Raw genomic sequence first — 25006 nt, forward strand, 5'->3', positions numbered from 1 at the left:
ATCTTACTCTTCGTCCCAGTCTTCGAAGTCTTCTTCGTTCAGGCCGAGGTTCTTGCCGGATTTCTTTTGGTAGTCGAGCAGAGCAGCTTTCAGAGCTTCCTCAGCCAGTACCGAGCAGTGCATTTTCACCGGCGGCAGGCCGTCGAGTGCGTCTGCGATCGCACGGTTGGTCAGTTCCAGCGCTTCGGAGATGGTCTTGCCTTTGATCATTTCGGTGGACATCGACGAAGTTGCGATCGCCGCGCCGCAGCCGAAAGTCTTGAAGGTTACATCTTCGATCATGTTGGTTGCATCGTCGATCTTCAGGTACATCTTCATGATGTCCCCGCACTTCATGTTGCCAACTTCACCTACGCCAGATGCATCTTCGATTTCACCTACGTTACGCGGGTTGGTAAAATGCTCGATTACTTTATCGCTGTACATAATGAAATTCCTCCTCAGGTTGTGTTTTTGTTACGCGATCGGCAGACCTTTTTGGAATTTCTCCCAAACAGGCGACATCGCGCGCAGTCGATCAGCAATCGGCTTGAGCTGCTCGATTACATAATCAACATCTTCTTCGCTGGTCGACTTGCCCAGGGACAGGCGCAGCGAACCGTGTGCGGTGGTGTGGGTCAGCCCCATCGCCATCAGCACGTGAGACGGATCGAGCGAGCCGGAGGTGCAAGCAGAACCAGAAGATGCTGCAAAGCCCTTCATGTCGCAGGAGAGCAGGAGCGCTTCCCCTTCGATGTACTCGATCGAAACGTTGACGTTATGCGGCAGACGACCTTCACGCGGACCGTTCAGGCGGGTCTCTTCGATGTTGTTCAAGATGCCGTCGATCAGCTTGTCGCGCAGAACGGTCAGACGAGCGGACTCTTCTGCCATCTCAGCAACTGCCAGCTCGATTGCAACGGACAGGCCAACGATGTTTGCCACGTTTTCCGTGCCCGGGCGCAGTTTGCGCTCTTGGCCGCCGCCGTAGTACAGCGGCTGGGTGCGAACGCCGCGGCGCATGTACAGCACGCCGATGCCTTTCGGACCGTAGATCTTATGACCGGACAGCGCCAGGAAGTCGCAGTTGAGAGCTTTCACGTCAACCGGGATCTTGCCGACCGTCTGCACGGCATCGGTGTGGAACAGGATCTTGCGCTCGCGGCAGATCGCGCCGATTTCTTCGACCGGCATGATCGTGCCGACTTCGTTGTTGCCGTGCATGATCGAGACCAGCACAGTGTCGTCACGCAGCGCGTTTTTGAAATCTTCTACCGACACGCGGCCATCCGCGTCAACCGGCAGATACGTAACTTCGAAGCCTTCCTTCTCCAGCGCTTTGAAAGCATCCAGCACCGCGTGATGCTCAACGACGGAGGTGATCAGGTGGTTACCCTTTTTCTTGTTCGCGCGGGCGCCGCCTACGATCGCCAGGTTGTCAGCTTCTGTGCCGGAACCGGTGAAGACGATCTCTTTCGGGTCTGCGTTGATCGCTTTCGCTACCTTTTCACGCGCTTCTTCCATCAGCTTGCGCGCCGGGCGGCCAAATTGGTGGATGGACGACGGGTTGCCGTACACCTCTTTGAAAACATGCATCATCGCATCGAGAACTTCTTGGCGGACCGGGGTGGTCGCCGCATGGTCCAGATAGACTTTACGCAAAACTGTCATCTCCTTCACGACTATGTGTTACTGTGGTTGCTGTTTCTCTTACTCTGCAGATTGCTTCTGCGTATAGAGTTTGGCGCTGCCTGTGACGATATCATGAAGCGTGATGTCATCCAGCACGGCAACCATCGTATCTCGTAATTTCTCCCAGACGACCTTGGTCGTGCAGTAATCGGTCTTGGAGCAGCAAAGCTCCGCGTCCTCTTCGGAGGAGTGCAGGCACTCAACCGGCGCTATTTCGCCTTCCAGCACCTTCACAACCTGGCCGACGTTGATCTCCTCGGGGGCCCGGCCAAGCCGGTAACCTCCGCGGGCACCGCGTACACTGGTGACAAGCCCCGCCTTGCGAAGTTCTACGAAGATCTGTTCCAGATACTGTTCCGGAATCTCTTCCGCAGAAGCGATCTGCTTAATCGGCGTAGGACCTCCGTCCGCTTTTTGCGCGAGGTAGGTCATGGCCATCAAGCCGTAGTGACCGCGCGAAGAAAGCTTCAATGTACGCACCTCCTTAGACAAGCAGATATTCCGCTAACGCATTCCATCTCTAATCTTGACTGTTTAAGTCAGGAATATGTGCAAAAACAAATCAGGACTTCGACATGCGAATCCTGATTGATTTGATCAACTTTATTATAGGCTTCATTCCAGCTCGATGTCAAGGCTTCCCAAGCCCATTTTCCAGTTTGTCAAGATGTTCACCGGAAGAATTTCGACTATTTTGACTGATCTTTCTTGCGGTTGTCAATGATGACAGGAGCAGCCACGACGGGCGTTTGCCCGGTGCGGTTTTCATAGCGCATCAGCTTCTCCACCGCCGGTTCGGCGAGCAGGTCGATCTCGCGCTGAATCTTGCGCGCCAGATCAAAACGCCCTTCCCCTTCCAGAAACTTGCCGATTTCCCACAGGTCGTTGTAGCGCTCGATCTCCTCGCGCCCCAAGAGCCCGCGCACTTGCACGCTGATCGGTCTCATCCTGCAATCCCACCTTTGAGCTTTATTCAAACGAAAACAGATCGAGCTGGTCGGTCACGAGCGGCGCCCGCTCCACCGGCTGCCCGAGCAGTTCCATCATATCAAACGCGTTTTGCACCGCATAGTTGGAAAAGTTGTTGTTCATCAGCACATGCACGCGCTGCACCTGCCCGGACAGCTCCTGAATCTTCGGCACCCATGCGGACAGCTCATCCTTTTGATAATGGTAGCGAAACCGCTCGCCGGCATGCTTGGCGTCTTTGATGTACCACGTATCCTCATTGCGCCCGTGAAAGCGGAGCAGGGCGAGCGACTTTTCCGTCACTTCCGCCACCGCCGGGATCGAAGCATCTCCTACCTGCGGCTCATCGACGATCGTGTTGACGATCTCTTCCCCGCGCAGAAACTGCAGCGTCTTCGCCCGCATCTCCCCTTGAAACCACGAGCGATGGCGAAACTCCACCGCCAGGGTCACGTCGTGGAAAAATTCACGGCAGACGCGCAGATAATCCACATTTTCCCGATTCAGCACAAACCACGGCGGCAGTTGAAACAACAGCGCGCCGAGCTTCCCGGATTCGACCATCGGCTGGATCGCGTGGCGAAAATGCGGAAACAGCTCGGCCCGCTGCCTGGGGTCTAAAGAGCGCTCATGTCCGGTCATGCCTTTGAAGGCCTTCATATTAAAGGTAAAGCCGGGCCCGGTCGTCGCAGCCCAGCGCTCCACATATTTGGGGTTGGGAATGGCGTAAAAGCTGGAATCCACTTCGACCAGCGGGAAATACCGCGCATAGTATTCCAGCCGTTCATTCGGTTTGACCCGCTTCGGATAAAAATCCTCATGGTCGCCCCACGCACATGTCCCGCACAGCACGGTGGCCACAGCGTTCACCTCCCTGCCTGCATTATAGTGGAAAGGGCGCGGCCGCTCAACCCGACATCTGCTGCAGCTCGCGCATCAGCGACCACTGATCGCGGGCCATCCGCACATATTTGGGCAGGGCCTGCTTGTCGCTGATCACCAGATTGAAATACTGGATCGCTTCCTTCTGCTCGCCCATGCGGCGGTGCAGTTCGCCGAGCAGATAAGTCATCCGCCCGTCCGTGTCGATCGAGCGGTCGTTTTCATAGGCGTAGGTGTAGAAATCGAGCGAGTCGCGCAAAAAGCGCTCTTCCTGCTCGAAATCCCCCAGCTCCCGATACAGCCACGCCACCTGCAGGCAAAGGCCGCCGACGGTGCGCTCCGGCTCTTCCATGAACTGCGCGCAGAACACGGCGAGCTTGAACGACACCAGGGCTTCCATGATCGAGCGCAGGCTGCCGTACTCGCGCGGCGCCCAGCGCGAACCGACATGCTGGCGGTAGCGTTCGCGCTTATACGCCGTAATTTTCGGCTGGGTCTTGTCCAGAAACGCATATCCGCACTCGCCGCAGACATTGACGGCATAGTAATTTGGATTCACGTCTTTATAGATCGCGTAGAAGTCGCCTTCCACTTTATGGGTTTTAATGTATTTAGATAGGACTTTTTTCGTAGTATAAACGTGTGAACACAGCGGGCACGTAATCTTCCGGTCATAGAACGCATCTGTCAAATACATGACGATATCATCCCCACTCATAAAAAATTAGGACTTATGTCCCTATAGTCTCATGAATGGCAGGTTTCGACAATATACTCTTCACGTTGACGTGCGACGGGGAATTGTTTTCTGCTCAGGGATCGCGTATAATGAGAACAAATGTTCGTTACAGTAATACTACAATCGTACGCAGTCACACTTTACGTATAGGGAGCGATCGAATCGTATGAACCGTGGAAACAAGCTTTGGGAAGGTCACCGCATGATTTTGCCTGAACACCGCACCCGTCTGTTGGAACGGGAGACCGTGCCGTACTCCGCGCCGGCCCTGGCCGAAGACATGCAGGAAGAGATCGAATATCGGGTTCAGGAAGCGATGGTGCACCGCAAAGCGCTGCGATTTGTCGTCGGCGAATCGGACGGCGAGCACACCGTAGAAGGCCGCGTCGTCGCTTACAAGCCGGATACGCAAAGCTTGCAGATCAGCAACGAATGGGGCAAGTTTCTGCTCCCGATTCAGAACATCGTGCGCGTTTTATAACCGTACACATACCAAGCGGCCTGCCGAACGCCCGGCAGGCCGCTTTTTCGTTGTCCGCTCACATGTTATAGTAGTATACTAGCAATGATAGATTGTGAAAGGAGTAGATTTCCGATGAACCAAAAGCTCGTCCGCACCGTCTCCATCGTTCTCGCCGTCGCGATGGTTGTCTCGCTCCTCTATTCGATCACCTTCAGCCTGCTGTAATGGCAGTGTGATAAAAATAAAACCGCCTGTCCCGATGTGGGACAGGCGGTTTTTTACTTCATGAGGCGGGCTGCCAACACGACTAACCCTAGAAACAAGATGGTGCCTCCTGCCAAGTATAAAACCATCACGAATGCAACTCGCATCCGTTCTTTTTGCAGACGCGGCCCCCGCAAATAAGCAACTGCGATACCGGCCACAAACAACGCCGGAGAGATGATCAGCGCCATGATTAACAGCATCCCATAATACGCAACCAGAACATCAAAATGCTTGCAAAACATCAAAAAAGAAAGCACATAGCAGCCAAACGTCACCGAAAAAATAGTCAATCGGTTGTACTTTTCAGTACGAATTAACAATACGTAGAGACAGATGCTCCCAGACGCAAACATCAACAGCGCTTGCCAAATATGAGGTATTACTTTAAACACTGTCACAGACACTGACCCCCTGTTAGTAAAGTCCAGTTCTGCGGAGTAGTTTAGACGCAGTATATTTCCCGTCCTTATACTCCGATAACGCTGTGTACCCGACCCCAATCCCCAGAACCACACCGCCCACTAGGAGCAGCGGTGCGCCAATCGACCCAAGGAAAAAGCCGACACCTATACCTAATGCTGTTTGTACTCCATTATCGACAAGACTGTCAATAAAATTATATCCTGGGTCTAATCCCGCACTGTACAGGCCAAGGTCTCCCAGAACCCCTATCCCAAAACCGATTCCCCCGATTCTGCCAAGAGTTTTAACAGCAAGCTTGGTATAGCTTGTTTTCCAACCAGAGAGGGTGAAATCGCCGTACCACCGGGCCTTATGCTTGATCGCCTTCGCTGCATCATCAGCTTGACCGCCTACAAGACCTGTTTCGATCGAATTCACATACTTGGCAATGGAAGACCCTTCGGAAGTGCCGCCTCCGGAACTTTTGTTACTGCTGCTGCCTGAACCTGTACCGCTGCTTTTCTTCCCACCCCCGCTATCTGTTCCATGATAAGGACCAGAAGTAGGGCCATCCGGATTACGGGTATTTTTTACAGTCCCATTAAAAGGATCGTAGTCGTTGCTAAACTGTTGCATATCTTGATGGAAAATTGTTGTACCGGTCGGGTCACTAAATTGCACAGGGTCATTCCCTGCATAAGCGTAAGAATTTAAGCCAACCGGTTCAGACACATGAACAGCAACAGGATCTTTTGAAAGAAAGCGTCCAATCGCAGGATCATAATAGCGCGCTTCCAGATAATACTTTTCAAAATCTTCGTCATACCAATAGCCATTAAACCGATACGGATTTAAGGCGGCAATCTGGGCAGTGTCGAGGACCGTTTTCGTGTTGCCAAATGCATCGTATTCATAGGCAGCCACTTTTTGTCCTGCCTCATCGGTCAAAAAGATAACGCTGCCAATCTTATCAAAGTGATACCAATACTGCTTCCCGTTAAATGTCATGAAAACAGGTTTACCACTGTGATCGTAAGCAAAACGGACGGTAGAAGTTAGAGCGTCTGCACTGTTTCTGTATTCCACGTACGAGACGAGTCCTCCATCATAATGGAATTCTTTGCTTCCTCCATCCAGGGTAGTCACAAAGGAACGCTTGCCCAGTACATCGTAGCCAATGGACAGCTTTTTCCCGTCTTTTGTAGTTGCTGAGCTCATTTTGTTCAGTGTACCCCACTCGTAGGAGCGGACGCCGTCACTGGTCACATTTCCATCGAGGTCATACTGATACTGGTTACTTCCGACAGAAAGCAGTCGGTTGCTTTCCGTGTTATACGTGTAGTCGACGACATCGCCATTCTTTTGAACTACTTGCACACGGTTCCCCAATGCATCATAACGGTACTCCAGCGACCCGGAATCGGAGTACGTTTCTTTTAACAATTGCCCCGATGTGTCGTATTCGTATTGCACGGATCTCGCAGAACCGTCTGACACGGTATTCATTTTGATGATACTGCTGTTGTCATCATACTCGTAACGCGCTTCATAGATTGGCAGACCGTCACGTTCGATGAGAACAGACTTCATATTATCTGCTTCATCGCGAGCATAGTACGAGCTCGTTCCATTGCTGTTATATACCTTTACTTGTTGCCCCGATTCATTGTACAGATACCATGATTCACGGCCGCTGTCTTTAAAGCCTTTTGGTTGTCCAACACTGTCATAGATATATTCAGACTCCCACTGTATCGGGTAACTAGGGTCCTTCATGATCTGCACAGTGCTTTTTGTCGTTAGTCCTGCGTCATTGTAGGCATAAGACACCGTGCGTGTTTTGTCAGCTTCCGTTACCTTGAGCGGTCTGTTCATATTATCGTACGATATCGTGGTGTCATCGTATTGGATCAAGTTACCATTGTAATCATAGGCGAAATCAATGTGGAAAGGCATCGCACTCTGCGAAAAATTGCCAAACGTAAGTCTTGTCACCCTTCCGGCGTTGTCATAGACGTAGCCTGTGAATCTGCCTGATGGACTGCGGGAAGTGCTGATACGGCCAAGTCCGTCATACAAGTAGGACCAGCTTTTTTCCGCAGGCTGTCCAGATAATGTCGAAGTCTCAGTCAATTCTTCAATCTGGTTAAAGTCATTGTAGCGAAAGCCAATCGTCGACTTTCCGTTCGGATCAACAACCGAAGTCATTTTTCCGCCGAGATCATACTTGTACTCAACCGTTTTATTGGTGGCGGTTGCGCCGACCGCCCCTTGAAATGGATACGTGTACGAGGTAAGGCGGCCTGCCAAATTATAATCGTAGAAAAATTCTTGTTCAATTGGATTCTTTATCGATTTTACATAACCGGTCAACGGGTCCGCGTCAAACCATGTTGTGTTCCCCAGCGGATCGTCAAGATTATAGGCATGATTGCCTCCGGTTGCATAACGGAAGACGGTCTTGAAGTTGCCCTCCTGCACTCGAATGTTATCCAAATAAACTGTGCCTGCGCCACCTTTTGCAACCTTGATTCCAAGTCGGAACTTCACAGCCGGTTCAAACATGGAGAAGTAGCCGACTGGATCTACAACCAGCGAGACGCGGGTCCAGTCTTTGCTTCCTTTCGGAATCGTGATTTCCTCGCTCCCCAGAACCGTTCCTGTCTTTTCAAAACCATCAACATAAATTGTAGCATTCGCTGTGAGATTGGATGTTTTCACATATCCAACGATCGTATAAGGTTTGCCGTTGAAAGGATAAGTTTCGCCTTTGCGGTTAATCTCGACATCGGTGGTTGACTGCGCGTTAATCTGCAGCGCTTTCTCCCCCGTGTATACCTGACCGTCCGCAAGTCCGACCCACTTCACCGAGTCCCCTTTTGTACCGCTGACAATGTTCCAACCATCCGGCCATTTCTCCTCCGCGCCAGCCGTGTCATAGTCAAACTCGAATGACGTGTTTCCGATGTAGTTATATTTCGAAATCGTAGATGATGTGGTATTGAGCATGTTTAATTTCACATCATCGAACAGTGCGTAAGATCCGCTTGGCATCTTGTTATAGCTCAGTTTGATCCCGATATATTTAAAATCTACCGGCGCCTCGATCACCTTCGACGCTTGTTGCCAGCCTGCTGTCGTTTTGTTAAAAGAAATTGGCACCTCCTGGGTTGTCCCATCTTGCTTATAGAAGACGAGACGCATATCCCAAACTCCAGTCGAAGAAGCGCCCACTTGTTTGCCGAATCCGGACAAGGAGAACTTCATGCCTTGTGTACCGGTATATTCGATCGTCTGCTCGACATGTTTATCAACAGCAGGATCACCATTGATACGCTCAGACGCCACCCCTGAATTTTTATCATTGTAATAAATCATGACATCGGTTGGCTTCTCCACATAGGGAACCCAGCCATCCGCCAATTTAGTTTGATCAAGGTCGTGTTCGAACCCATAGTTGACATTGACCATGTTTCCGGTTCTGCCTGTACCGCCTTCAAAAATGAGATTGTCAAACCACGCCTCGCCAACACCGTTTACCGCAACTTCCAGTTCTGCTTTTGCAGCGCCGATCGGAGCCTCGATGAGCGTCGATTTATTCATCCAATCCCCGGATACAGCACCTGCCTTCGTGTTTATTAGTCCAGTAACGGTAGAGAGTTCAGTACCTGATGCCGAACGGAACGTCACACGCATTTCAGCCGACGAGTTTGCACCTGCTTTGATTCCCGCGCTCAGATTGTAAGATAGCTTCTGTGTAACGGGTACCGTGTACTTCATCTTGCCTGCGAGTCCACTCGTAGTTGCCGATTTGATGTGCAAAGAATTGTAACCGCCAACTCGGGTGCTCGAGTCGGTCACAAAAAGGCTGCCTGTTCCCGTAACAGCGGACCAACCTGTTGGGCTTCCGTTAACAGCCTCTTCAAACCCGCTGTTGTACACGTAATTCTCTGCTAAGTTCATCGGGTCGGTTTGGCCGATCAAATTGCCATAACTGTCATAATCGAGCATGATCGTATTCCCGACACCATCTGTTATGTCAACAGGATTGTTACGGCTGTCATAACTTGTTCCTTTTACATTGCTCATCGCATCTTTGACTGCGATCAAGTTATTGCTGGTGTCATAGTTGAGCAGCATGCTTTTGCCATCAGGTGTTGTGACCTTTTGCGGCTCACCGTTTTCAGCGTACTCAATCTGCGTAGTATGCTTGTACGTCTCCCCGGACTTCTTATGATTCGGGACTCGCACATCGACAATCCAGTTATTTGGAGCCCAGGTATAAACGGTAGTGGCCGTTTCTTCCACCCCGTTTACAACGTTCAACAACACATCTTTCATCACAATATTGCCATTGTCATTTGTCTTATAAACGACTCGTTCACACTCGTAGGGAGCTTTCTCCGCGCCGCAAAGTTCACTTTGCACCGTTACTTCCCGCTGAGCATTTTCGGTGTTGTACGTGTATGTCTTCACAACATCAACACCGTTAAACGTTCGAATCACTCGCTCCACACGGTCGTAAATGTCATGCTCATAGGAAACTTTATGACCTTTTGCATCGATAACTGACGTGAGCAGATAATTACCTGGAGCCGCTTGAGAGGCTTTGTACGTGTACTGGGTCGAAATCGACTCCGCCCCTTCGGTCAAGGTAACGCTCTTTAACGTTCCTTGCTCAACATCATACGTATAAGTTACAGCACGTCCTTTCGCGTCAACAGCAGATACGATCTTGCCGTTCTGGCGAGTAACAGTTGTAACTCTTCCCGAGGGGTCTTTGATGGTAATGGTTTTCCAGTTGCGATCGTTTGTATCATAGGTGTAAGAAGTAGTTTGATTGTTAGAATCGGTAACCTTCCGCAACAGCGAGTGCGTTCGGTCGAAATAATACACTGTATTGTCCGGCTCCGTAATCTCCCAAAATTCTGTCCCGCGTTTTAACGACAGCGTAACGCCGGGAGGAGGAGTGTACGCATCTTGCGGATAATGACTGCGATTAAACACATGACGAGTACCTGTTCCGTCAAGATAAGCTACTGAACCAAATAATTCCCATACACGCATGTCAAGAATCGAGAGCCAATTCGGTCCAAACACTCCGCTTTTAGTGGTTTGACGGCTGTTATAATTGCGATTGACTGAAACATCCACCCCGCGGCCCGGCGTGGTAAGATCGGTCGCACTCAGCGTCAAATTGCCCTTAAACGGCATAACGCCGTCCGATGTATACTCCCAGAAATGGTTGGTACCTTCCGGGTCCACCCAATACTCCAGCGTCAACACTGGACGGTACGCAGCACTTGTATTGTCATTTGCCGTAAAGCCTATGTCTTCCGCAGTCCCTGCCGTCAGTTGCAGACCCCAGTTGTCCAATTTGCCTTCGTACCATTTTTTCGCAGCGGTCGTGATGTTAAACTCCGTCCACCCGGCAGCGGCCACACCTTTTGTGGTCACTTTTTGCCCGACGGTCGGGCGGGTATTCCAGGTGATCGCGGAAGCCGGCCACCAGCCGGAGGTCACTTCGTAGACATCGACGTTGGTCGTCGTGGTCTTGGTCAGGTAGTTATACAGTTTCATCTTCGCGTCGGTCACGCGCGACCCGTCCGGCAAGCCCGGCAGCGGGAAGAGAATGTAGGACTGCGACTCGCCGTAGGAGGTCGAGTTGCCGACATACATGTGCGACGCGGTGTTGTAGGCGGTCGTCGGGTTGGTGCGGGATGCAAACGTGTCGGAGATGCGTGTCTCATCCACCATCGTCATGTCGGCGGTCGGGTCGATTACGACCGGGAACTCGCGCTCCGGCGCTTGCAGCCATGCCTGATCCGCTTTGAGTTCGAGCAGCAGTTTGCCGCCTTCCTCGCGAATCGTCTGCGTGACTTTGTCGGAATGTTCTTTGACATCATCACTTTGCGGCAGATCACCGCCTTCAAACATAAACGGCTTCGGGAAATCAAAAGCAAACTTCGAAGTGTCTGCATATTGGAATTCGATCGAACCGTCTTCTTTTGCGATATATTTCAAGTTGTTTAGCTTCAGCTCAAACAGATAAACTGCAGACGCATCCGCTTTTTTCAGGACAATTTCTTCTTTGACCGAGTCCGATTCAACCGTATATTCAAGGTCGGTGTTCTTAAACGCGTTGGCGTAGGTGATCTTGTTGTTTTTCACCGCGCCCGCTCCATTGCCGATTCCGAGCGGAAGCAGGTCCATCGACGCGTTTTCCAAGTTCAACTGCATGATCGAGCCCGTGTTGGCGCCGCCTGCGAACTGTGCGTCAAAACGATTGGCTTTATTTTTGTACCCAAAGCCTTTTTTATTGGAAGCGACAAGTGAATTGTCAATGTCCATCCATTTTCTCGTGCCTTTGTCTTGATAAAACATGCTGTTCTTGCTAACTTCGACTTCGAAGTAGCCGTCATCTTTGAGGAAATGTTTAGAATTTGCAGAACGCCATTCGGGGATTTCCACCTTCTGCCCTTTTGCCGGACGGTCGGGAAATTTTTTCTTCGGCGTTTCTTTCGGCATCGCTGCTTCTGCAGAATGCAGGCCTGTAAAAAGGCTCAAGACTGAGTAAGGCGCGATCGGTGCCAGGAGAAGTGCAAGTGAAAGAAGTGGAATGAGGACAAAACGAATCATACGCAACTTATAAATTAGATTCACAAAAATCTCCTTCCCAAAACGATTGTTTGAAAAACCTTCACAATCATAGCGAAAAAATTGTGAAGATTAAACGAACGCATTTTGGGAAGACAGGAGATAAATTCAAAACTCTAATTGAAACCGCCCCAATAAACGACAGAAGACTCTATATCTCTTTGATAGGAGAATTGGCTGTCCTCAGCAAGTTCTGCCCACTCGTGATCAACAGGAGAAGACTGATAGACTAACGAGAAGATCGAATAATTTCCCCTCAATCGCGTCTCCCATCACAAACTTGACGATCGTCCTCGCCGTCGCGGTGGTTGTCTCGCTCCTCAATTCGATCACCTTCAGCCTGCTGTAATGGCAGTGTGATAAAAGCAACCCGCCTGCCCCGATGTGGGACAGGCGGTTTTTTAGCTTTTGCTTCCTTTCAAATATACTCTTGCCATCATGATCGCCATCGTGCAAAACAGATAGAGGCCACCGAGGCTTCCAACAAATTCACTGGGAGTTGGCCATCCTTGAACAATAAAAACTGCCGGGAAGACAATGAACATGATGACCACACATAGAACGATAATGGAGTAACACATCACGCGCAGAGCTTTAGTCGCAGAATTATTTGGAAATCTGCTAGGATCCATTTATTTCTTCCTCCCTTTTCTGTACACCGCAACCTAACTAAAAATCAGCTTGTACAACCAGTCCACTAAAATCAAAATGAGGATTATGCCTATATGCACAAGCAGACCCACAAGTCCCTTTCGGAGTTTAGCGCGGAGCTCCGCCTTTTGATAACGCGAGGATTTTACATAGCCAATCACATATCCAATAGGGGCAAGAACTCCAAATACACCTAACGAGCCAAAACCCACAGTACGAATTGACTCCATCGGAAACTCAAGATACATCATCCAAAACGTAGCCGCCAGTCCGAAAAATACGATCACCGCTGCCAACATGCTCACAAAGTGATGCGAATCTACCGTAAACATTTTGTACAACATATAGATCCCGCACAGGACACAAGACCCGATCATGAAAACCGCAGCGATCATGCTTCTGCTACCCGCTGTGAAATCTGCAACTCTCTTCTCATTTCACAGAACCCTCCGATCTAACAGAACTACTCCCCACGATCATATCCAAAATCCCCCTAGCCTCCCAGCCACACTATTTTCCAAGCTTCACAATCTTCCAACTAAATCACATCCAAAATCGTGAGCAGAGCCAAGAGTCCAATACCTGCTGCCCCGATGATCAGCATGATCCAAAACGGGTAAAACAACGCTTTCGTCCGCTCCCGTTGCGCAGGAGGAGCAGACCTGTAGGACCTGATAAAGCCAATCGTCATAAGCACTGCAAATGCGATCAGAATCAACGTTATGATCATGCCGTGAAGCTCCTCAAAGATATGAAGCACGTTGAACAAAAGTAGAATTGCGAAACCGATACATAGAAAAGCGACAGAGAAAATCCCCAATCGATTGCGCTGCTCCACACGAATCATTAGGAAGAGCATACCGATTCCAAGCAGGAGCATGATAACAGCCAGTACTTCGTAAGGTATCAACTTAAACGCAGACAATCTTGCACCCCTCCTGTTTCGTTATTCTTCTTACAAGCAGGCGTTACTTGCGGCTTCACAGCCTTTATTCCAGAATACCGCTGCGAGCGGCCAAAACGACAAGAACCAAAAACAAAACAGTCATCCCCGCCAAGTAAAACAGCAAAACAAACGCAACACGCATCCGTTCCCGAATGAGCCTCGGACCCTTGAGATAGGCAATCACAATTCCAATTACGAAGAAAACAGCATACAGCAGGAGTGTCGAAATCAACAACAGCCCGTAATACGCTTCGAATATGTTGTATTGCTTAAAAACCAAAACGGCAGATAATCCATAACTGCCACATACGATCGAGAAATAGACGAAACGACTATATGATTCTGACCAAAAGACTAGCAGGAATAGCGTAATGCTGCCACCCACAAACAACAAGAGCGCCGGCCATAATAGGAGCAATTCATGGAAGATCATCATCTCCGTCCACCTTCCGAACTTCTCCAATGTGATTAAAAGCAAAACGGCCTTCCCCGATGAGGGACAGGCCGTTCTTTGATCCAAGCTGTCACGTCCTATACAACAGCTTGAGCAGCAAGCAGAGCACCAAAAAGCCCCCGATCGCCCAGCCGCAAAGCTGCAGGAAATCTCGAAACTCCGCTCGTTTTTGTGAGGAGAACCCTCGATACTTGACAACCATTGTAACCAGAAGCGCGACAAATGCCCCCGCCAACAACCATAGCAAAAGCGTAAACATCAGGTCCTCGAACCCGTCAAAGATGGTTAACAGCATCCCGACCCCGGCTAGAAAAGAAAAGCCAATTATAACCCAAGCTGCCTTGCGCCCCTCCGGTTTTTGCTGAGGCATAAGAGAAACCATGAAGCCAGCCAAAATGAGCACGATGATTCCTAACACCCAAATGGGCGCTTGTCCTAAAGCCATCATTTCCAGAACGTCTCCTTATAGTCCAAAGATGTGCCGAACAAAACGGCTACTGCTCCGCCAACTGACATGCCAGTCCACAGCAGTTATCAGATCAACCGAAAGAGTTTGCCCACAAAAATAATGACGAGAATTAAACCTGCATATAAAAAAAGAGTCGCAGTTGCTTCCCAAAGCTGCCTCCGCAACCTCTCCCTTTGATAACGGGAGGACAATCTGTACTGGACGACATACCCAATCGGCGCCAGAACGCCAAACACACCCAGCGATCCATACAGAACCAATCCTACTTCATCCCTCGGAAACTCCAGATACATCATCCACATCGTCGCCGACAGTCCAAAACACAAAAGCACCACAGAAAACATCTGCAAATAGTACTTCGACTCACCCGTGATCAGCTTGTACAGCAAATAGAGGCCAAGGAGGACATTAGACCCAATCATAAAAACAGCTCCCAGCATCCGTCAGCCCTCCCGTTTCACAGTTTTCTTACCCTTGCTCCTCCTCGTCCGGAGCATTTGCCTGTCGCAGCAAACTCCGTCCATGCATGATGAGTACTGCGGTTATCACAACTAATGTCAGGAGGATATCGATCGCTCCCCTCAGCGGAACTTCGATTTGAAGAAACTTGACCAGAAAGAAAATCCATGCTGCCGGAATCATCGCAAAAACAAGATAGGCAAGCGATTTAAGCAAGGTTCTCATGCTTGGTGTAAGCCAACTGACTCCGGCCACAAGAGCTTTATACTTCTTCCACAATATAAAAGATAAGAAGTACAAGGCAACTAAAGTAATCAGATACACGACAAACGAAAACTTTTCTCCGGCAAATATCGGCGTACCATACCGAGTCAGAATAAACACGAATGCACCAGTAAGTGCAAGAGAAAGAATAACGAGGATATAAACAGATATCCGATACTGCTTCGTTTTGTTTTCCTGTTCCTTCATGAACTCATCCATGTCACTCACTTTTTCACTCGCTCTCCTTTCCTCCTCAGCCAATTGCCTCGCTTTTCTGCTCCCCCGATCATACCCAAAATCCCCTCCCCCTCCCAGCCACACTATTTTCCAATCTTCACAATCTCCCAACGCTTTTTTACAAGACTTTGACCCGCCCTCCAAAACACAAAACTGCTAATCCAGTACGCTAGAGAAGACAAAACATTGGAGGGGATGGACCCACATGGAAAACATGAACCGTCGTAAATTCTTATCCTATCTTGGCACCGGCACCGTTGCGCTGGCTGCGGCTTCTTCCGGCCTTAGCGTGTTGACCGGGCAAAAGGCACAGGCGGCGACGGCCGACCATCTGTTTGGATTTAAAACGAACAAAGTATCCGGCTACTTCAATCCGATCCAGCACTCCACCGAAGACAAACTGCTCCTCCCGAAAGGCTTCCAATACAACGTCGTCGCCGCATATGGCGATGTGATCAACGCGGCCGGCGACACATTTGGCTACAACAACGACTACACCGCCTTCTTCCCGCTCAACGGACGCAACTCCGACAAAGGCCTGCTCTGGGTCAACCACGAATACACCAACCCGCTCTGGGTCGAAGGCGCGGCCGGCAAAAGCGGCTACAGCGCCGACCAGCTCAATAAGCTGCTCTACAACCAAGGCGGCTCGATCATCGAAATCTACCGTGATGGAGACGGCGCTTGGAAAATGGACAAGAACTCCCAATACGCCCGCCGCATCACCGGCCTCACCCCGTTCCAGCTGACCGGCCCGGCCAAAGGCTCGAAAGCGGTCGGCGGCGCTTCCACCGTCCAAGGCACCTTCGCCAACTGCTCCGGCGGCATCACGCTTTGGAACACCGTGCTGTCCTGTGAAGAGAACTACGAAAACACCGCCGAAGCGGCCAAGCTCAACTCGACCCACTACGGCTGGGTGATCGAAGTCGACCTCTTCAATCCGCAATGGGCGGTTCGCAAACACACCGCGCTCGGCCGCTTCCATCACGAGAACTCCGCGATGGGCCTCGCTGCCGACGGCCGTGTCGTCGTCTACATGGGTGATGATGAAAAAGACGCCTGCGTCTACAAGTTCATCTCCAAAGGCAAATTCGACGCCGCCAAAGAAAAGGCCAACTCCCTCCTGCTCGAAGACGGCACCCTCTACGCCGCCAACTTCAAAAAAGGCACCTGGGTCGCCCTGACCATCGACGCGGTGAAAAAAGCGGTCAACACACCGGGCTTCAAAGCGCCATCCCTGATCGGCAAAACGGCCGACCGGCTCAAAGCCCAGTTCCAAAGCCAAGCGGACGTCGTCGTCTATGCCAGCGAAGCAGCCCTGATCCTCGGCGCGACCCCGACCGACCGCCCCGAGGATGTGGAGATCTCGCCGTTTGACAACACGATTTTCATCGCGCACACCAACAACGACAACCACGGCAACATCCACGGGCACATCACCCGCTTTTTCGAAAAAGACAACGACCTGGGAGCACTGGAATTTGACTTCGAGATCTTTGCGGCAGGCGGACGCCAATCCGGCTTCTCCGCGCCGGACAACCTGACCTTCGACAGCAACGGCAACCTCTGGACGGTGACCGACATCTCCGGCTCCTCGATCAACAAAGGCGTGCACGCCCACTTCGGCAACAACGGGCTATATGTCATCCCAACCACTGGCAAAAACGCAGGCGAAGCGCTGCAGTTCGCCTCCGCGCCGACCGACGCCGAGCTGACCGGCCCGTCCTTTACGCCGGACGAGACTACCTTGTTCCTTTCCGTCCAGCATCCGGGCGAGCAGACCAAAGAGATCAACAAACCGACCTCCCTGTGGCCGCACCGCCCAGGCGATTCCCAACCGCGCCCGGCTGTCGTCGCGATCACCGGGTTCAAACTGTAGGAGGCGACCACTATGCTCACCAACATCGGTATCCCCGGCCTGATCTTGATCCTCATCCTCGCCCTGATTGTCTTTGGCCCGTCCAAGCTCCCCGAGCTCGGCCGTGCCGTCGGCAAAACGCTCTCCGAATTCAAAACGGCCACCCGCAGTCTCGTCGGCGGCGAAAAAGACTAACACAAAAACACAAAAAGACCCTGTCTTCCGACAGGGTCTTTCTTATTTGTACAAAGCGCCAATCGACAGCCCGATCAATACGCCAAATCCCACGACGTCGACGACGCCCGTTCCGTATGTTTTCAAGATGACCAGCAGAACAGCAATCGCCGGGACAGCGAGGATCAGACTGAGACCGGCTTTTTCTTTGAACTTCACTGCTGTCCACCCCTCCGCTTTTGGCGTTCTTTTTATAGGGTGTCCAACGTCTTGCGAATCTGCTCCACAAAAATCCGCACAAACTGCGGGTCCCACTGCGTCCCGCTGCCTTCCTCCAAAATCGACAGCGCCTTCGCGACCGGCATGCCTTGGCGGTAAGGACGGTCGGACGTCATCGCATCAAATGCGTCGGCCACCGCCATGATCCGGCCAAACAGCGGAATCTCAAGGCCAGCCAATCCGTCCGGATAGCCTCGCCCGTCATACCGCTCATGGTGCGAGCGCACGCCCGGCAGCAGCGGCGCCATCGCTTCGGGCGGCTGAATCTGCTTGAGGATCGCTTCCCCCAGCACCGGGTGCTGTTTGATCTGGTCGAATTCCTCATCGGTCAGCTTGCCTTCTTTCAACAGCACATCATCCCTGATGCCGATCTTCCCGATATCATGCAGGAGCGCCGACTTGTTCAGCAGATCCACTTGCTCCACCGGCAAGCCCGCCCCGCGCCCGATCTGCACCGAATACTGCGCCACTCGCATCGAATGCCCCGCCGTATACGGGTCGCGCGCATCGAGCGCCGCCGCCAGCGTCGTGAAGTAGCTTTCGATCAGCTGATTGTTCGTCTCCTCCCGCCGCCTGAGCCCTTCCACCATGTGGTTAAACCCGGCCACCAGCCCGGAGAATTCATCCGAGTTGTTGTCGGCCGCCCGCACATCCAGCCGGCCGCCCTGCACCTGCTGCATCAAACCCTGCAGTTCCCGCATCGGCGTCACCACCGCGCGCGACAACAGCCAGGCGCTCCCTGCCGCGAAGATCACGCCAACCAGCAAAATCCCGCCCGCCCAGCGCGAATACTCATTCACCGCCGACAGCGCAGCATTTCCCAGCCGCACTTCTGTCGCCAGCGAGAACAGCACCAAGGGCACCGTCCCGACCAGCAGGCCGCTCCATAGCGCCTTTTTCCGGAACGACAGCAAGACTTCCCCTGCCAGAGTCAGATCCATCGCATGCCGCTCCCGTGCCGCCTCCTGCATCTGGCGCAGCAGCGGACGAATCGCTTCGGTGGTCAAATAAAACTCAAAGATCGCATGCATCCCTGCCACCAGCAAGGCCCCGACCACCGCCAAGCCCACATACGCGAGCGGCAGTGCCAGCCAGCCCTGCAAGATCGCCGCCAGCGAGATCACCAGCCCCGGAATCATAAAGCCCAACAAATGCGGCCCCATCGTCCGCCTTACTGCCAGCGCCGGAAGACGGTGCACCTGTCGATACGCCGTCCGCAGCTGTTCACGGGAAGGAGTCTCTTCCCGATAATAGTCCGCGATCGGCTGCAAATGCCGCCGCGCCGCCAGAAACTCCACCAGCACCATGATCGATACCGAGACCAACAGCGTCACGGCGATCATCCTCATATCACGATCTGACAAACGCAACGTCGAAAAAATAAAAACGCCGCCCACTCCAAATACGGCCACAGTCGAACCAAGCACGTAGTTGCGAATGGCGGTGCGCAAAAAAGTCCGGTAGGTATGCATCGCGAAGCCTGCCTTTTATCAGTTTCTCCCCTTCTTCTTCGACAAAAAAGACCCTGTCACCTTCCGACAGGGTCTTGCGATGCAGGAACTACTCCGGCTTGCCTTCCTGCGCCTTCTTCTTCTCATGCAGCCGAATCCGGCGCGCGACCTGCTCATAATACTCATCCGTATTTTTCACGCCGTCTTCCCACTCCGGGTCATCCCGGTAGCGCTGTTCCAGCCACGGATCGGCATAGAGGTGGTACCCGCGCTCTTCCCAGAAGCCCGGCACATCGTCGGCCACAAATTCGATCCCGCGCACCCACTTCGCGCTTTTCCAGAAATACAGATGCGGCACGACCAGGCGCAGCGGCCAGCCATGGTTGGGCGTCAGCGGCTCGCCGTCATGAGAATGGGCAAACAGCACATCGTCCATCAACAGGTCGGTCAGCGGCAGGTTGGTCGTCCAGTCTTCCTCAGCATGAATCACCACAAACTTCGCTTCCGGCTTGACCTTCGCCACGTTCATCACATCGCGAAACGACACGCCATCCCACGTGTTGTCCAAACGCGACCATGTCGTCACGCAGTGGATATCCGATTTCGAACGGTACCCTGGGAGCGCGTTAAACTCGTCCCACGTCAGCACCTTCTCCTCTTCCACAAGACCAAAAATGCGAAAATCCCACGTATCCAAATCAATCCGCGGCACCGTCCCCGCATGCAGCACCGGCCATTTTTCGGTCAGCGTCTGCCCCGGCGGCACCCGGTCCTTAGCGTCTTTTGCATTCATCCGTATCACACTCCTTACCTCTCTTGCCTAGTCTTTCCTTTCAGCCTATCACAATTCACTGTCGCCCTCAAACTGCTGGCGGTACAAGCTCGCATACAGCCCGCCCTGCGCCAACAGCTCCTCATGCCGTCCCGCTTCCACGAGACGCCCGTCTTCCAGCACCAAAATCTTATCGGCTGCCAAAATCGTCGACAAGCGGTGCGCGATCACCAGCGAGGTGCGTGACTTTTGGCTCATCAGCTCTTCTAATGCCTGCTGAATCTCATGCTCCGAATGCGAATCGAGCGCCGACGTCGCTTCATCGAGGATCAAAATCTTCGGCGCCTTCAATATTACCCGGGCAATTGCCATCCGCTGCTTCTCCCCGCCGGACAACTTATGCCCCCGCTCGCCGACAATCGTGTCATATCCCTCGGGCAGCGACTGGATCAGCTCATGGATATAAGCCGCCTTCGCCGCCGCGATCACTTCCTCATCGCTCGCATCCGGCCGCCCATAGCGCAGGTTGTCCCGTATCGACGCATGGAACAAAAACGTCTCCTGCGTCACCATCCCGATCTGCTCTCCGATTGACTTCAGCTCCAGATCGCGCAGATCATGCCCGTCGAGCAGCACGCGCCCTTCCGTCGGGTCGTACAAACGCGGAATCAGGCTCGACACCGTCGTCTTCCCCGATCCGCTTGGCCCGACCAGCGCCACCACCTGTCCTGGCTCGATGACAAACGACAGGTCACGCAACACCTCGCGCTCCGTCTGATAGCGGAACGTCACGTCTTGAAACTCCACCCGTCCCTGCACATTCTGCAGCTGCAAAGCGCCCGGCTTCTCCTTGATCTCAATGGGCAGATCCAAATACTCAAACAAACGCTCAAACAGCGCCACCGAGCCCAAGATGTTGACCTGAATGTTCGCCAGCGACGCCACCGGCCCGTACAACCGGTTCAAAAACGCCGTAAACGCGATCACCGTGCCGATCGTGATGTCCTGATCGATCACCAGATGCCCGCCGTACCAATAAATGATCGCCGGGCCCGCCGTCGAGATGATCGAGACAAACATAAAGAACCAGCGTCCGATCATGCTTTGTCTGATCTGCAGCTTCATCAGCTCGCGATTGATCCCTTCGAACTTGCGCAGCTCGTCCTCCTGCCGCACAAACGCTTTGACCAAAAGTGCCCCCGACACCGACAACGTTTCCTGCATCAGCGAAGACAGGTCACTGATCCGCTTCTGTGTCTGTTTTTTCGCATCATAATTCAGCTTGCCCACCCGCCGCGTCGGCAAAATGAACAAAGGCAGCAGCAAAATCGACACCAGCGCCAGTCGCCAATCGAGCAGAAACATCGTGAACAGCGTGGTCACCGAGATCAGCAGATTGTTCAGCGACTGCGCGATCGTGTCGGTCACGACCTGCTGCAGCCCGTTGACATCGTTGTTCACCCGCGACATGATATCGCCCGTCTTGGTCGAAGTGAAAAAGCGAATCGACATCTGATGCAGATGGCGATACATCTGATTGCGAATGTCAAACATCACGCCCTGGCCGATCCGCGAGTTCAGAAAGGTCTGCATCACGCCGATCAAACCTTGCAGGATCGCCGCCAGCACCATCCCAATCGCCAGCATGTTCAACAGCGACAGATTGCCGTCCGGAATCGCCGTGTCGACGATCCATTTAATGAACAAAGGCTGCAACAGCGCCAGCCCCGCCGCCGCCAAAATGCACAACACAACGCCGGCGAGCAGTCTCCAGTATGGCAGGAAATACCGATAGATCCGCACCAGCGACTCTTTTTTCAGTTCCGGTTTCTTTCCGTTTTGTCCCCAATCGTAGTTCGAATAAAAACGTCCCATGATCTGTACCTCCAGTACTCACCATATTATAACAAAAGACTTAGTACTAGGTGCTAATAACAAGTGATATAATGAGGGTACAAAATCTACTTAAGAGGTGATCCCCTATGTACAGAACGCGAATTGCAGGCGTCGGCTCCTATATCCCGGAAGGCAGGCTGACCAACCGCGACTTGGAACAGATGGTCGAGACGAGCGACGAATGGATCGTCACCCGCACCGGCATTTCCTCGCGCAGCATCGCCGCACCCGACCAGAACACGTCCGATCTTGCCTTCCATGCTGCGGAACGGGCACTGGTCGATGCCGGGCTGAACGCGGAAGACCTCGACATGATCCTCGTCGGCACCGAAACGCCCGACCATCCGTTTCCTTCGGTCGCCTGCCAGCTCCAGCACCGTTTAGGCTGCCGCGCCATCTCCGCCGTCGATTTGCATGTGACCTGCGTCGGCTTCCTCTCCGCGCTGCAGACGGCCGATGCGTTCCTCCGCACGGGCAATTTCCGCCACATCCTCGTCGTCGGCGCCGACACCTTGTCCCGCATCACCGATTACACCGACCGCACGACCTGCATTCTCTTCTCGGACGGAGCAGGCGCTTTTGTCGTCTCGCGGACGGATGACCCGGCACACCCCGGCATTCTGCACACCGCGACGCATGCCGGCGGCGAGCATTACTACAGCCTCTATCAAGAGCGGGGCGGTTCGATCAAAATGGACGGGCGCAAGATCTTCAAGCTCGCCGTCAACGCCATGACCGAGACCGCCAAGCAAACGCTGGCCGCAGCGGGGATGACCACCGACGATCTGGACTGGCTGATCCCGCACCAGGCCAACCAGCGCATCATCGATGCCGTAGCGGAGCACTGCGGGCTGCCGCAGGAGAAAGTCATCTCCACGATCAAGCACCTCGGCAACAACTCGTCGGCCACCATTCCGATCGCCTTCGACCTTGCCCGTAACGACGGCCGGATCAAGCGCGGCGACACCTTGCTCTTCACCGCATTTGGCGGCGGACTGGTCTGGGGTTCGGCGCTGCTCCGCTATTAAAAAAAGGTGGCGCGCAGCCACCTTTTCCCGTTCTATTCCAAATAATACGGCATGTCCTTTTGCCTTTTCAGCCAGTCCTCGCGCAGCAGGCCCATCATGACCTGATCGCGATGCCCGTTCATCGTCCACATCGCCTCGCGCCGTACCCCTTCGATCTGGAAGCCGCATTTTTCATAGCTGCGAATGGCGCGTTTGTTGTCGGCAAACGTGTCCAGCGAGATGCGGTGTGCCCCGTAGCGGGTGAACAGCATGCGAAGAAACAGTTCCAGAGCTGCCGTCCCGTAGCCTTTGCCCCAGTAGTCGCGTTCGCCGATAAACATCCCGATCGTCACGTTGCGATTGATGCGCTGATAGTCCCGAAACGAGATCTGCCCAATGACGACCTGCGCCCCGTCCTTCTCCACCTCAATCACAAACACGCGCCCCGAGTCGGACGCCTTCTGAGATTTCACGAATTCCTCAATCTGCGCCTGCGAAAGCATCGCCTCCGCAAACCCTCCGGCCGACCAAAACATCACTTCCTCATCCATCCGAAACCGATACAGCGTATCCACATCCCGCATTTCAATAGGCCGCAAAGTCACCATGTAAGCACATCCCCCTTTCAATTAGCCTTTATATGGTAATCAAACTTCGCAAGCTTGTCAAACAGCTTGTCAAATTCGCCAAATAAAAAAAGCCAGTGACCCCAGCACCGGCTTATCAAACAGCAGAATCCATTTTTACCAAACAAGCGCCAGCTTCAGTCACCCCGGCGGCAGCCCTAAATCTTTTCAAGCGCCTGCTCTAGATCCTTAATCACATCCTCCACATCCTCCAGCCCCACCGACAGACGAATCAAGCCATCAGCAATCCCCATCTCCCCCTGCCGAACTTCTGCCGGAATCACCGAGTGCGTCATCGTCGCCGGGTGCTGAATCAGCGTTGTCGTTTCCCCCAGACTCACCGCCAGCTTGGCGACCCGCACATGATCCATCACCTTGCGCCCCGCCTCCAGCGACTCCACTTCAAACGAGATCATCCCGCCCGGCCCCTCCATCTGTTTCGCCGCCAACTCCCCCTGCGGAAAATCATCCAGCCCCGGGAACCGCACCCGCTGCACCTTCGGATGCCCTTGCAAAAACGCCGCCACCTGCCTCGCATTCTCACAGTGCCGCTCCATCCGCAGCGACAGCGTCTTCAGCCCCCGCAAAATCAGCCATGCATCCATCGGCGACAATACCGCCCCGATATCCTTCAGCGTCGACATCCGCACCTCATCCAAAAACGCCTTCCGCCCCACCGCCACCCCGGCGATCAGATCCCCATGACCGCCCAGATACTTCGTCGCCGAATGCACCACCACATCACACCCGTGCTCCAACGGTCGCTGCAGATAAGGCGTCATAAACGTATTGTCCACCACCACCTGTGCCCCACACTCATGCGCCACCCGCGCCACCATCTCCAGATCGACCAGCTTCATCGTCGGATTGATCGGCGTCTCCACATACACCACCTTCGTCTCTGCCCGCATCGCCTTTCTCACCGCCGCCTCATCGCTCAGATCGGCCAGCGAAAAGTCCACCCGAAACTTCCGCTTCATCATCGACAAAAACCCAAACGTACATCCATACAAACCATCCGAACACAGCACATGATCCCCCGACTCCACCAGCGCCATCAAAACGGCCGAGATCGCCCCCATCCCCGACCCAAACGCCAGCCCCGCTTCGCCGCCTTCAAGCCCGGCCACCGCATGTTCCAACGCATCCACCGTCGGATTGCCCAGCCGCGAATAGATCATCCCCCGCTCTTCCCCGGCAAAACGCGCCCCGCCCGCCTCCGCCGACGGAAACACAAACGTCGAGCTCATATAAATCGGCGGAACCAGCGCACCATGCCCATCCTGCTCCATACCGTCCGGCTGAATGCTACGCGTCGAAAAGCCTTTTTCGTCCTTCTTCACATTCATCGCCCCCTTTCTGGCAGTCTATGAAAAAAAGGGCTCCCGCGTACATCCCTCCCCGAAACGACAA

25 protein-coding genes are annotated in these 25006 nt (G+C 53.1%); 4 read left to right on the top strand and 21 right to left on the bottom strand.

Features of this window, described 5'->3' with window-relative positions:
- Positions 1 to 3: 3 nt before the first annotated feature.
- The 6 genes from nifU to CBW65_RS22360 form a co-directional block, all read right to left on the bottom strand.
- Positions 4 to 426: a Fe-S cluster assembly scaffold protein NifU gene (nifU, locus tag CBW65_RS22335; RefSeq protein ID WP_332457825.1), complete on the bottom strand. Its 423-nt coding sequence runs from the start codon at positions 424 to 426 to the stop codon at positions 4 to 6.
- Positions 427 to 456: 30 nt separating this feature from the next.
- On the bottom strand, positions 457 to 1641 hold the full coding sequence (gene nifS, locus CBW65_RS22340) for a cysteine desulfurase NifS (RefSeq protein WP_087458766.1): 1185 nt from the start codon (positions 1639 to 1641) through the stop codon (positions 457 to 459).
- A gap of 48 nt (positions 1642 to 1689) precedes the next feature.
- Complete coding sequence (locus tag CBW65_RS22345; protein ID WP_087458767.1) at positions 1690 to 2142, bottom strand: RrF2 family transcriptional regulator; 453 nt, start codon at positions 2140 to 2142, stop codon at positions 1690 to 1692.
- 218 nt (positions 2143 to 2360) lie between these two features.
- Positions 2361 to 2618: a hypothetical protein gene (locus CBW65_RS22350; protein ID WP_087458768.1), complete on the bottom strand. Its 258-nt coding sequence runs from the start codon at positions 2616 to 2618 to the stop codon at positions 2361 to 2363.
- A gap of 22 nt (positions 2619 to 2640) precedes the next feature.
- Positions 2641 to 3501, bottom strand: a complete 861-nt coding sequence (locus CBW65_RS22355) for a DUF72 domain-containing protein (protein ID WP_157722128.1) — start codon at positions 3499 to 3501, stop codon at positions 2641 to 2643.
- 46 nt (positions 3502 to 3547) lie between these two features.
- The gene (locus tag CBW65_RS22360) at positions 3548 to 4219 is read right to left on the bottom strand and encodes a DUF2225 domain-containing protein (RefSeq protein WP_157722129.1); all 672 of its coding nucleotides are present in this window, start codon (positions 4217 to 4219) and stop codon (positions 3548 to 3550) included.
- Between the two features lie 208 nt (positions 4220 to 4427).
- On the opposite strand from CBW65_RS22360, the gene CBW65_RS22365 reads away from it, so the two are divergent.
- Positions 4428 to 4742 carry a YolD-like family protein gene (locus CBW65_RS22365; protein ID WP_087458771.1) on the top strand — a complete coding sequence of 105 codons (315 nt, stop codon included), beginning with the start codon at positions 4428 to 4430 and terminating at the stop codon, positions 4740 to 4742.
- A gap of 260 nt (positions 4743 to 5002) precedes the next feature.
- Here CBW65_RS22365 and CBW65_RS22370 read toward each other — a convergent pair whose 3' ends face one another.
- The 9 genes from CBW65_RS22370 to CBW65_RS22410 form a co-directional block, all read right to left on the bottom strand.
- On the bottom strand, positions 5003 to 5389 hold the full coding sequence (locus CBW65_RS22370) for a hypothetical protein (protein ID WP_087458772.1): 387 nt from the start codon (positions 5387 to 5389) through the stop codon (positions 5003 to 5005).
- 16 nt (positions 5390 to 5405) lie between these two features.
- The gene (locus CBW65_RS22375) at positions 5406 to 12056 is read right to left on the bottom strand and encodes a DNRLRE domain-containing protein (protein ID WP_087458773.1); all 6651 of its coding nucleotides are present in this window, start codon (positions 12054 to 12056) and stop codon (positions 5406 to 5408) included.
- Positions 12057 to 12451: 395 nt separating this feature from the next.
- A complete protein-coding gene (locus CBW65_RS24445; protein ID WP_157722130.1) occupies positions 12452 to 12682 on the bottom strand; it encodes a hypothetical protein in 231 nt (76 codons plus the stop codon).
- 33 nt (positions 12683 to 12715) lie between these two features.
- Positions 12716 to 13096, bottom strand: a complete 381-nt coding sequence (locus CBW65_RS22385; protein WP_087458775.1) for a hypothetical protein — start codon at positions 13094 to 13096, stop codon at positions 12716 to 12718.
- Positions 13097 to 13239: 143 nt separating this feature from the next.
- The gene (locus tag CBW65_RS22390; RefSeq protein ID WP_087458776.1) at positions 13240 to 13626 is read right to left on the bottom strand and encodes a hypothetical protein; all 387 of its coding nucleotides are present in this window, start codon (positions 13624 to 13626) and stop codon (positions 13240 to 13242) included.
- A 64-nt stretch (positions 13627 to 13690) separates the two neighbouring features.
- A complete protein-coding gene (locus CBW65_RS22395; protein ID WP_198299698.1) occupies positions 13691 to 14167 on the bottom strand; it encodes a hypothetical protein in 477 nt (158 codons plus the stop codon).
- Between the two features lie 4 nt (positions 14168 to 14171).
- A complete protein-coding gene (locus CBW65_RS22400) occupies positions 14172 to 14549 on the bottom strand; it encodes a hypothetical protein (protein ID WP_087458778.1) in 378 nt (125 codons plus the stop codon).
- 86 nt (positions 14550 to 14635) lie between these two features.
- Entirely contained in the window at positions 14636 to 15010 is a 375-nt protein-coding gene (locus CBW65_RS22405) for a hypothetical protein (RefSeq protein ID WP_087458779.1), read from the bottom strand.
- Between the two features lie 28 nt (positions 15011 to 15038).
- Positions 15039 to 15521 carry a hypothetical protein gene (locus CBW65_RS22410; RefSeq protein ID WP_157722132.1) on the bottom strand — a complete coding sequence of 161 codons (483 nt, stop codon included), beginning with the start codon at positions 15519 to 15521 and terminating at the stop codon, positions 15039 to 15041.
- A gap of 214 nt (positions 15522 to 15735) precedes the next feature.
- On the opposite strand from CBW65_RS22410, the gene CBW65_RS22415 reads away from it, so the two are divergent.
- Entirely contained in the window at positions 15736 to 17409 is a 1674-nt protein-coding gene (locus CBW65_RS22415; protein ID WP_087458781.1) for a PhoX family protein, read from the top strand.
- A gap of 12 nt (positions 17410 to 17421) precedes the next feature.
- Complete coding sequence (gene tatA / locus CBW65_RS22420) at positions 17422 to 17583, top strand: twin-arginine translocase TatA/TatE family subunit (protein WP_087458782.1); 162 nt, start codon at positions 17422 to 17424, stop codon at positions 17581 to 17583.
- Between the two features lie 42 nt (positions 17584 to 17625).
- Here the strand turns inward: tatA and CBW65_RS24450 are convergent, their stop codons facing one another.
- The 4 genes from CBW65_RS24450 to CBW65_RS22435 all read right to left on the bottom strand — a co-directional run bounded on the left by CBW65_RS24450 (position 17626) and on the right by CBW65_RS22435 (position 21939).
- Positions 17626 to 17781, bottom strand: coding sequence for a hypothetical protein (locus CBW65_RS24450; protein WP_157722133.1), 156 nt, complete (start codon positions 17779 to 17781; stop codon positions 17626 to 17628).
- 32 nt (positions 17782 to 17813) lie between these two features.
- The gene (locus CBW65_RS22425) at positions 17814 to 19313 is read right to left on the bottom strand and encodes an HD domain-containing phosphohydrolase (RefSeq protein ID WP_087458783.1); all 1500 of its coding nucleotides are present in this window, start codon (positions 19311 to 19313) and stop codon (positions 17814 to 17816) included.
- An 88-nt stretch (positions 19314 to 19401) separates the two neighbouring features.
- Positions 19402 to 20085, bottom strand: a complete 684-nt coding sequence (locus tag CBW65_RS22430; protein ID WP_087458784.1) for a sulfite oxidase-like oxidoreductase — start codon at positions 20083 to 20085, stop codon at positions 19402 to 19404.
- Between the two features lie 48 nt (positions 20086 to 20133).
- Positions 20134 to 21939 (bottom strand): ABC transporter ATP-binding protein, encoded by a 1806-nt coding sequence (locus CBW65_RS22435; RefSeq protein WP_087458785.1) that lies wholly within the window; start codon positions 21937 to 21939, stop codon positions 20134 to 20136.
- Between the two features lie 107 nt (positions 21940 to 22046).
- Here CBW65_RS22435 and CBW65_RS22440 point away from each other — a divergent pair, with 107 nt between their 5' ends.
- Positions 22047 to 22988 (top strand): beta-ketoacyl-ACP synthase III, encoded by a 942-nt coding sequence (locus tag CBW65_RS22440; protein WP_087458786.1) that lies wholly within the window; start codon positions 22047 to 22049, stop codon positions 22986 to 22988.
- A 32-nt stretch (positions 22989 to 23020) separates the two neighbouring features.
- On the opposite strand, the gene CBW65_RS22445 is transcribed toward CBW65_RS22440, so the two are convergent.
- Together CBW65_RS22445 and megL are read right to left on the bottom strand one after the other, a co-directional pair.
- Positions 23021 to 23575, bottom strand: coding sequence for a GNAT family N-acetyltransferase (locus CBW65_RS22445; RefSeq protein ID WP_087458787.1), 555 nt, complete (start codon positions 23573 to 23575; stop codon positions 23021 to 23023).
- 176 nt (positions 23576 to 23751) lie between these two features.
- A complete protein-coding gene (gene megL / locus CBW65_RS22450) occupies positions 23752 to 24942 on the bottom strand; it encodes a methionine gamma-lyase (RefSeq protein ID WP_087458788.1) in 1191 nt (396 codons plus the stop codon).
- Positions 24943 to 25006 lie beyond the last annotated feature (64 nt).

The organism is Tumebacillus avium, assembly GCF_002162355.1.
Classification (GTDB): domain Bacteria; phylum Bacillota; class Bacilli; order Tumebacillales; family Tumebacillaceae; genus Tumebacillus_A; species Tumebacillus_A avium.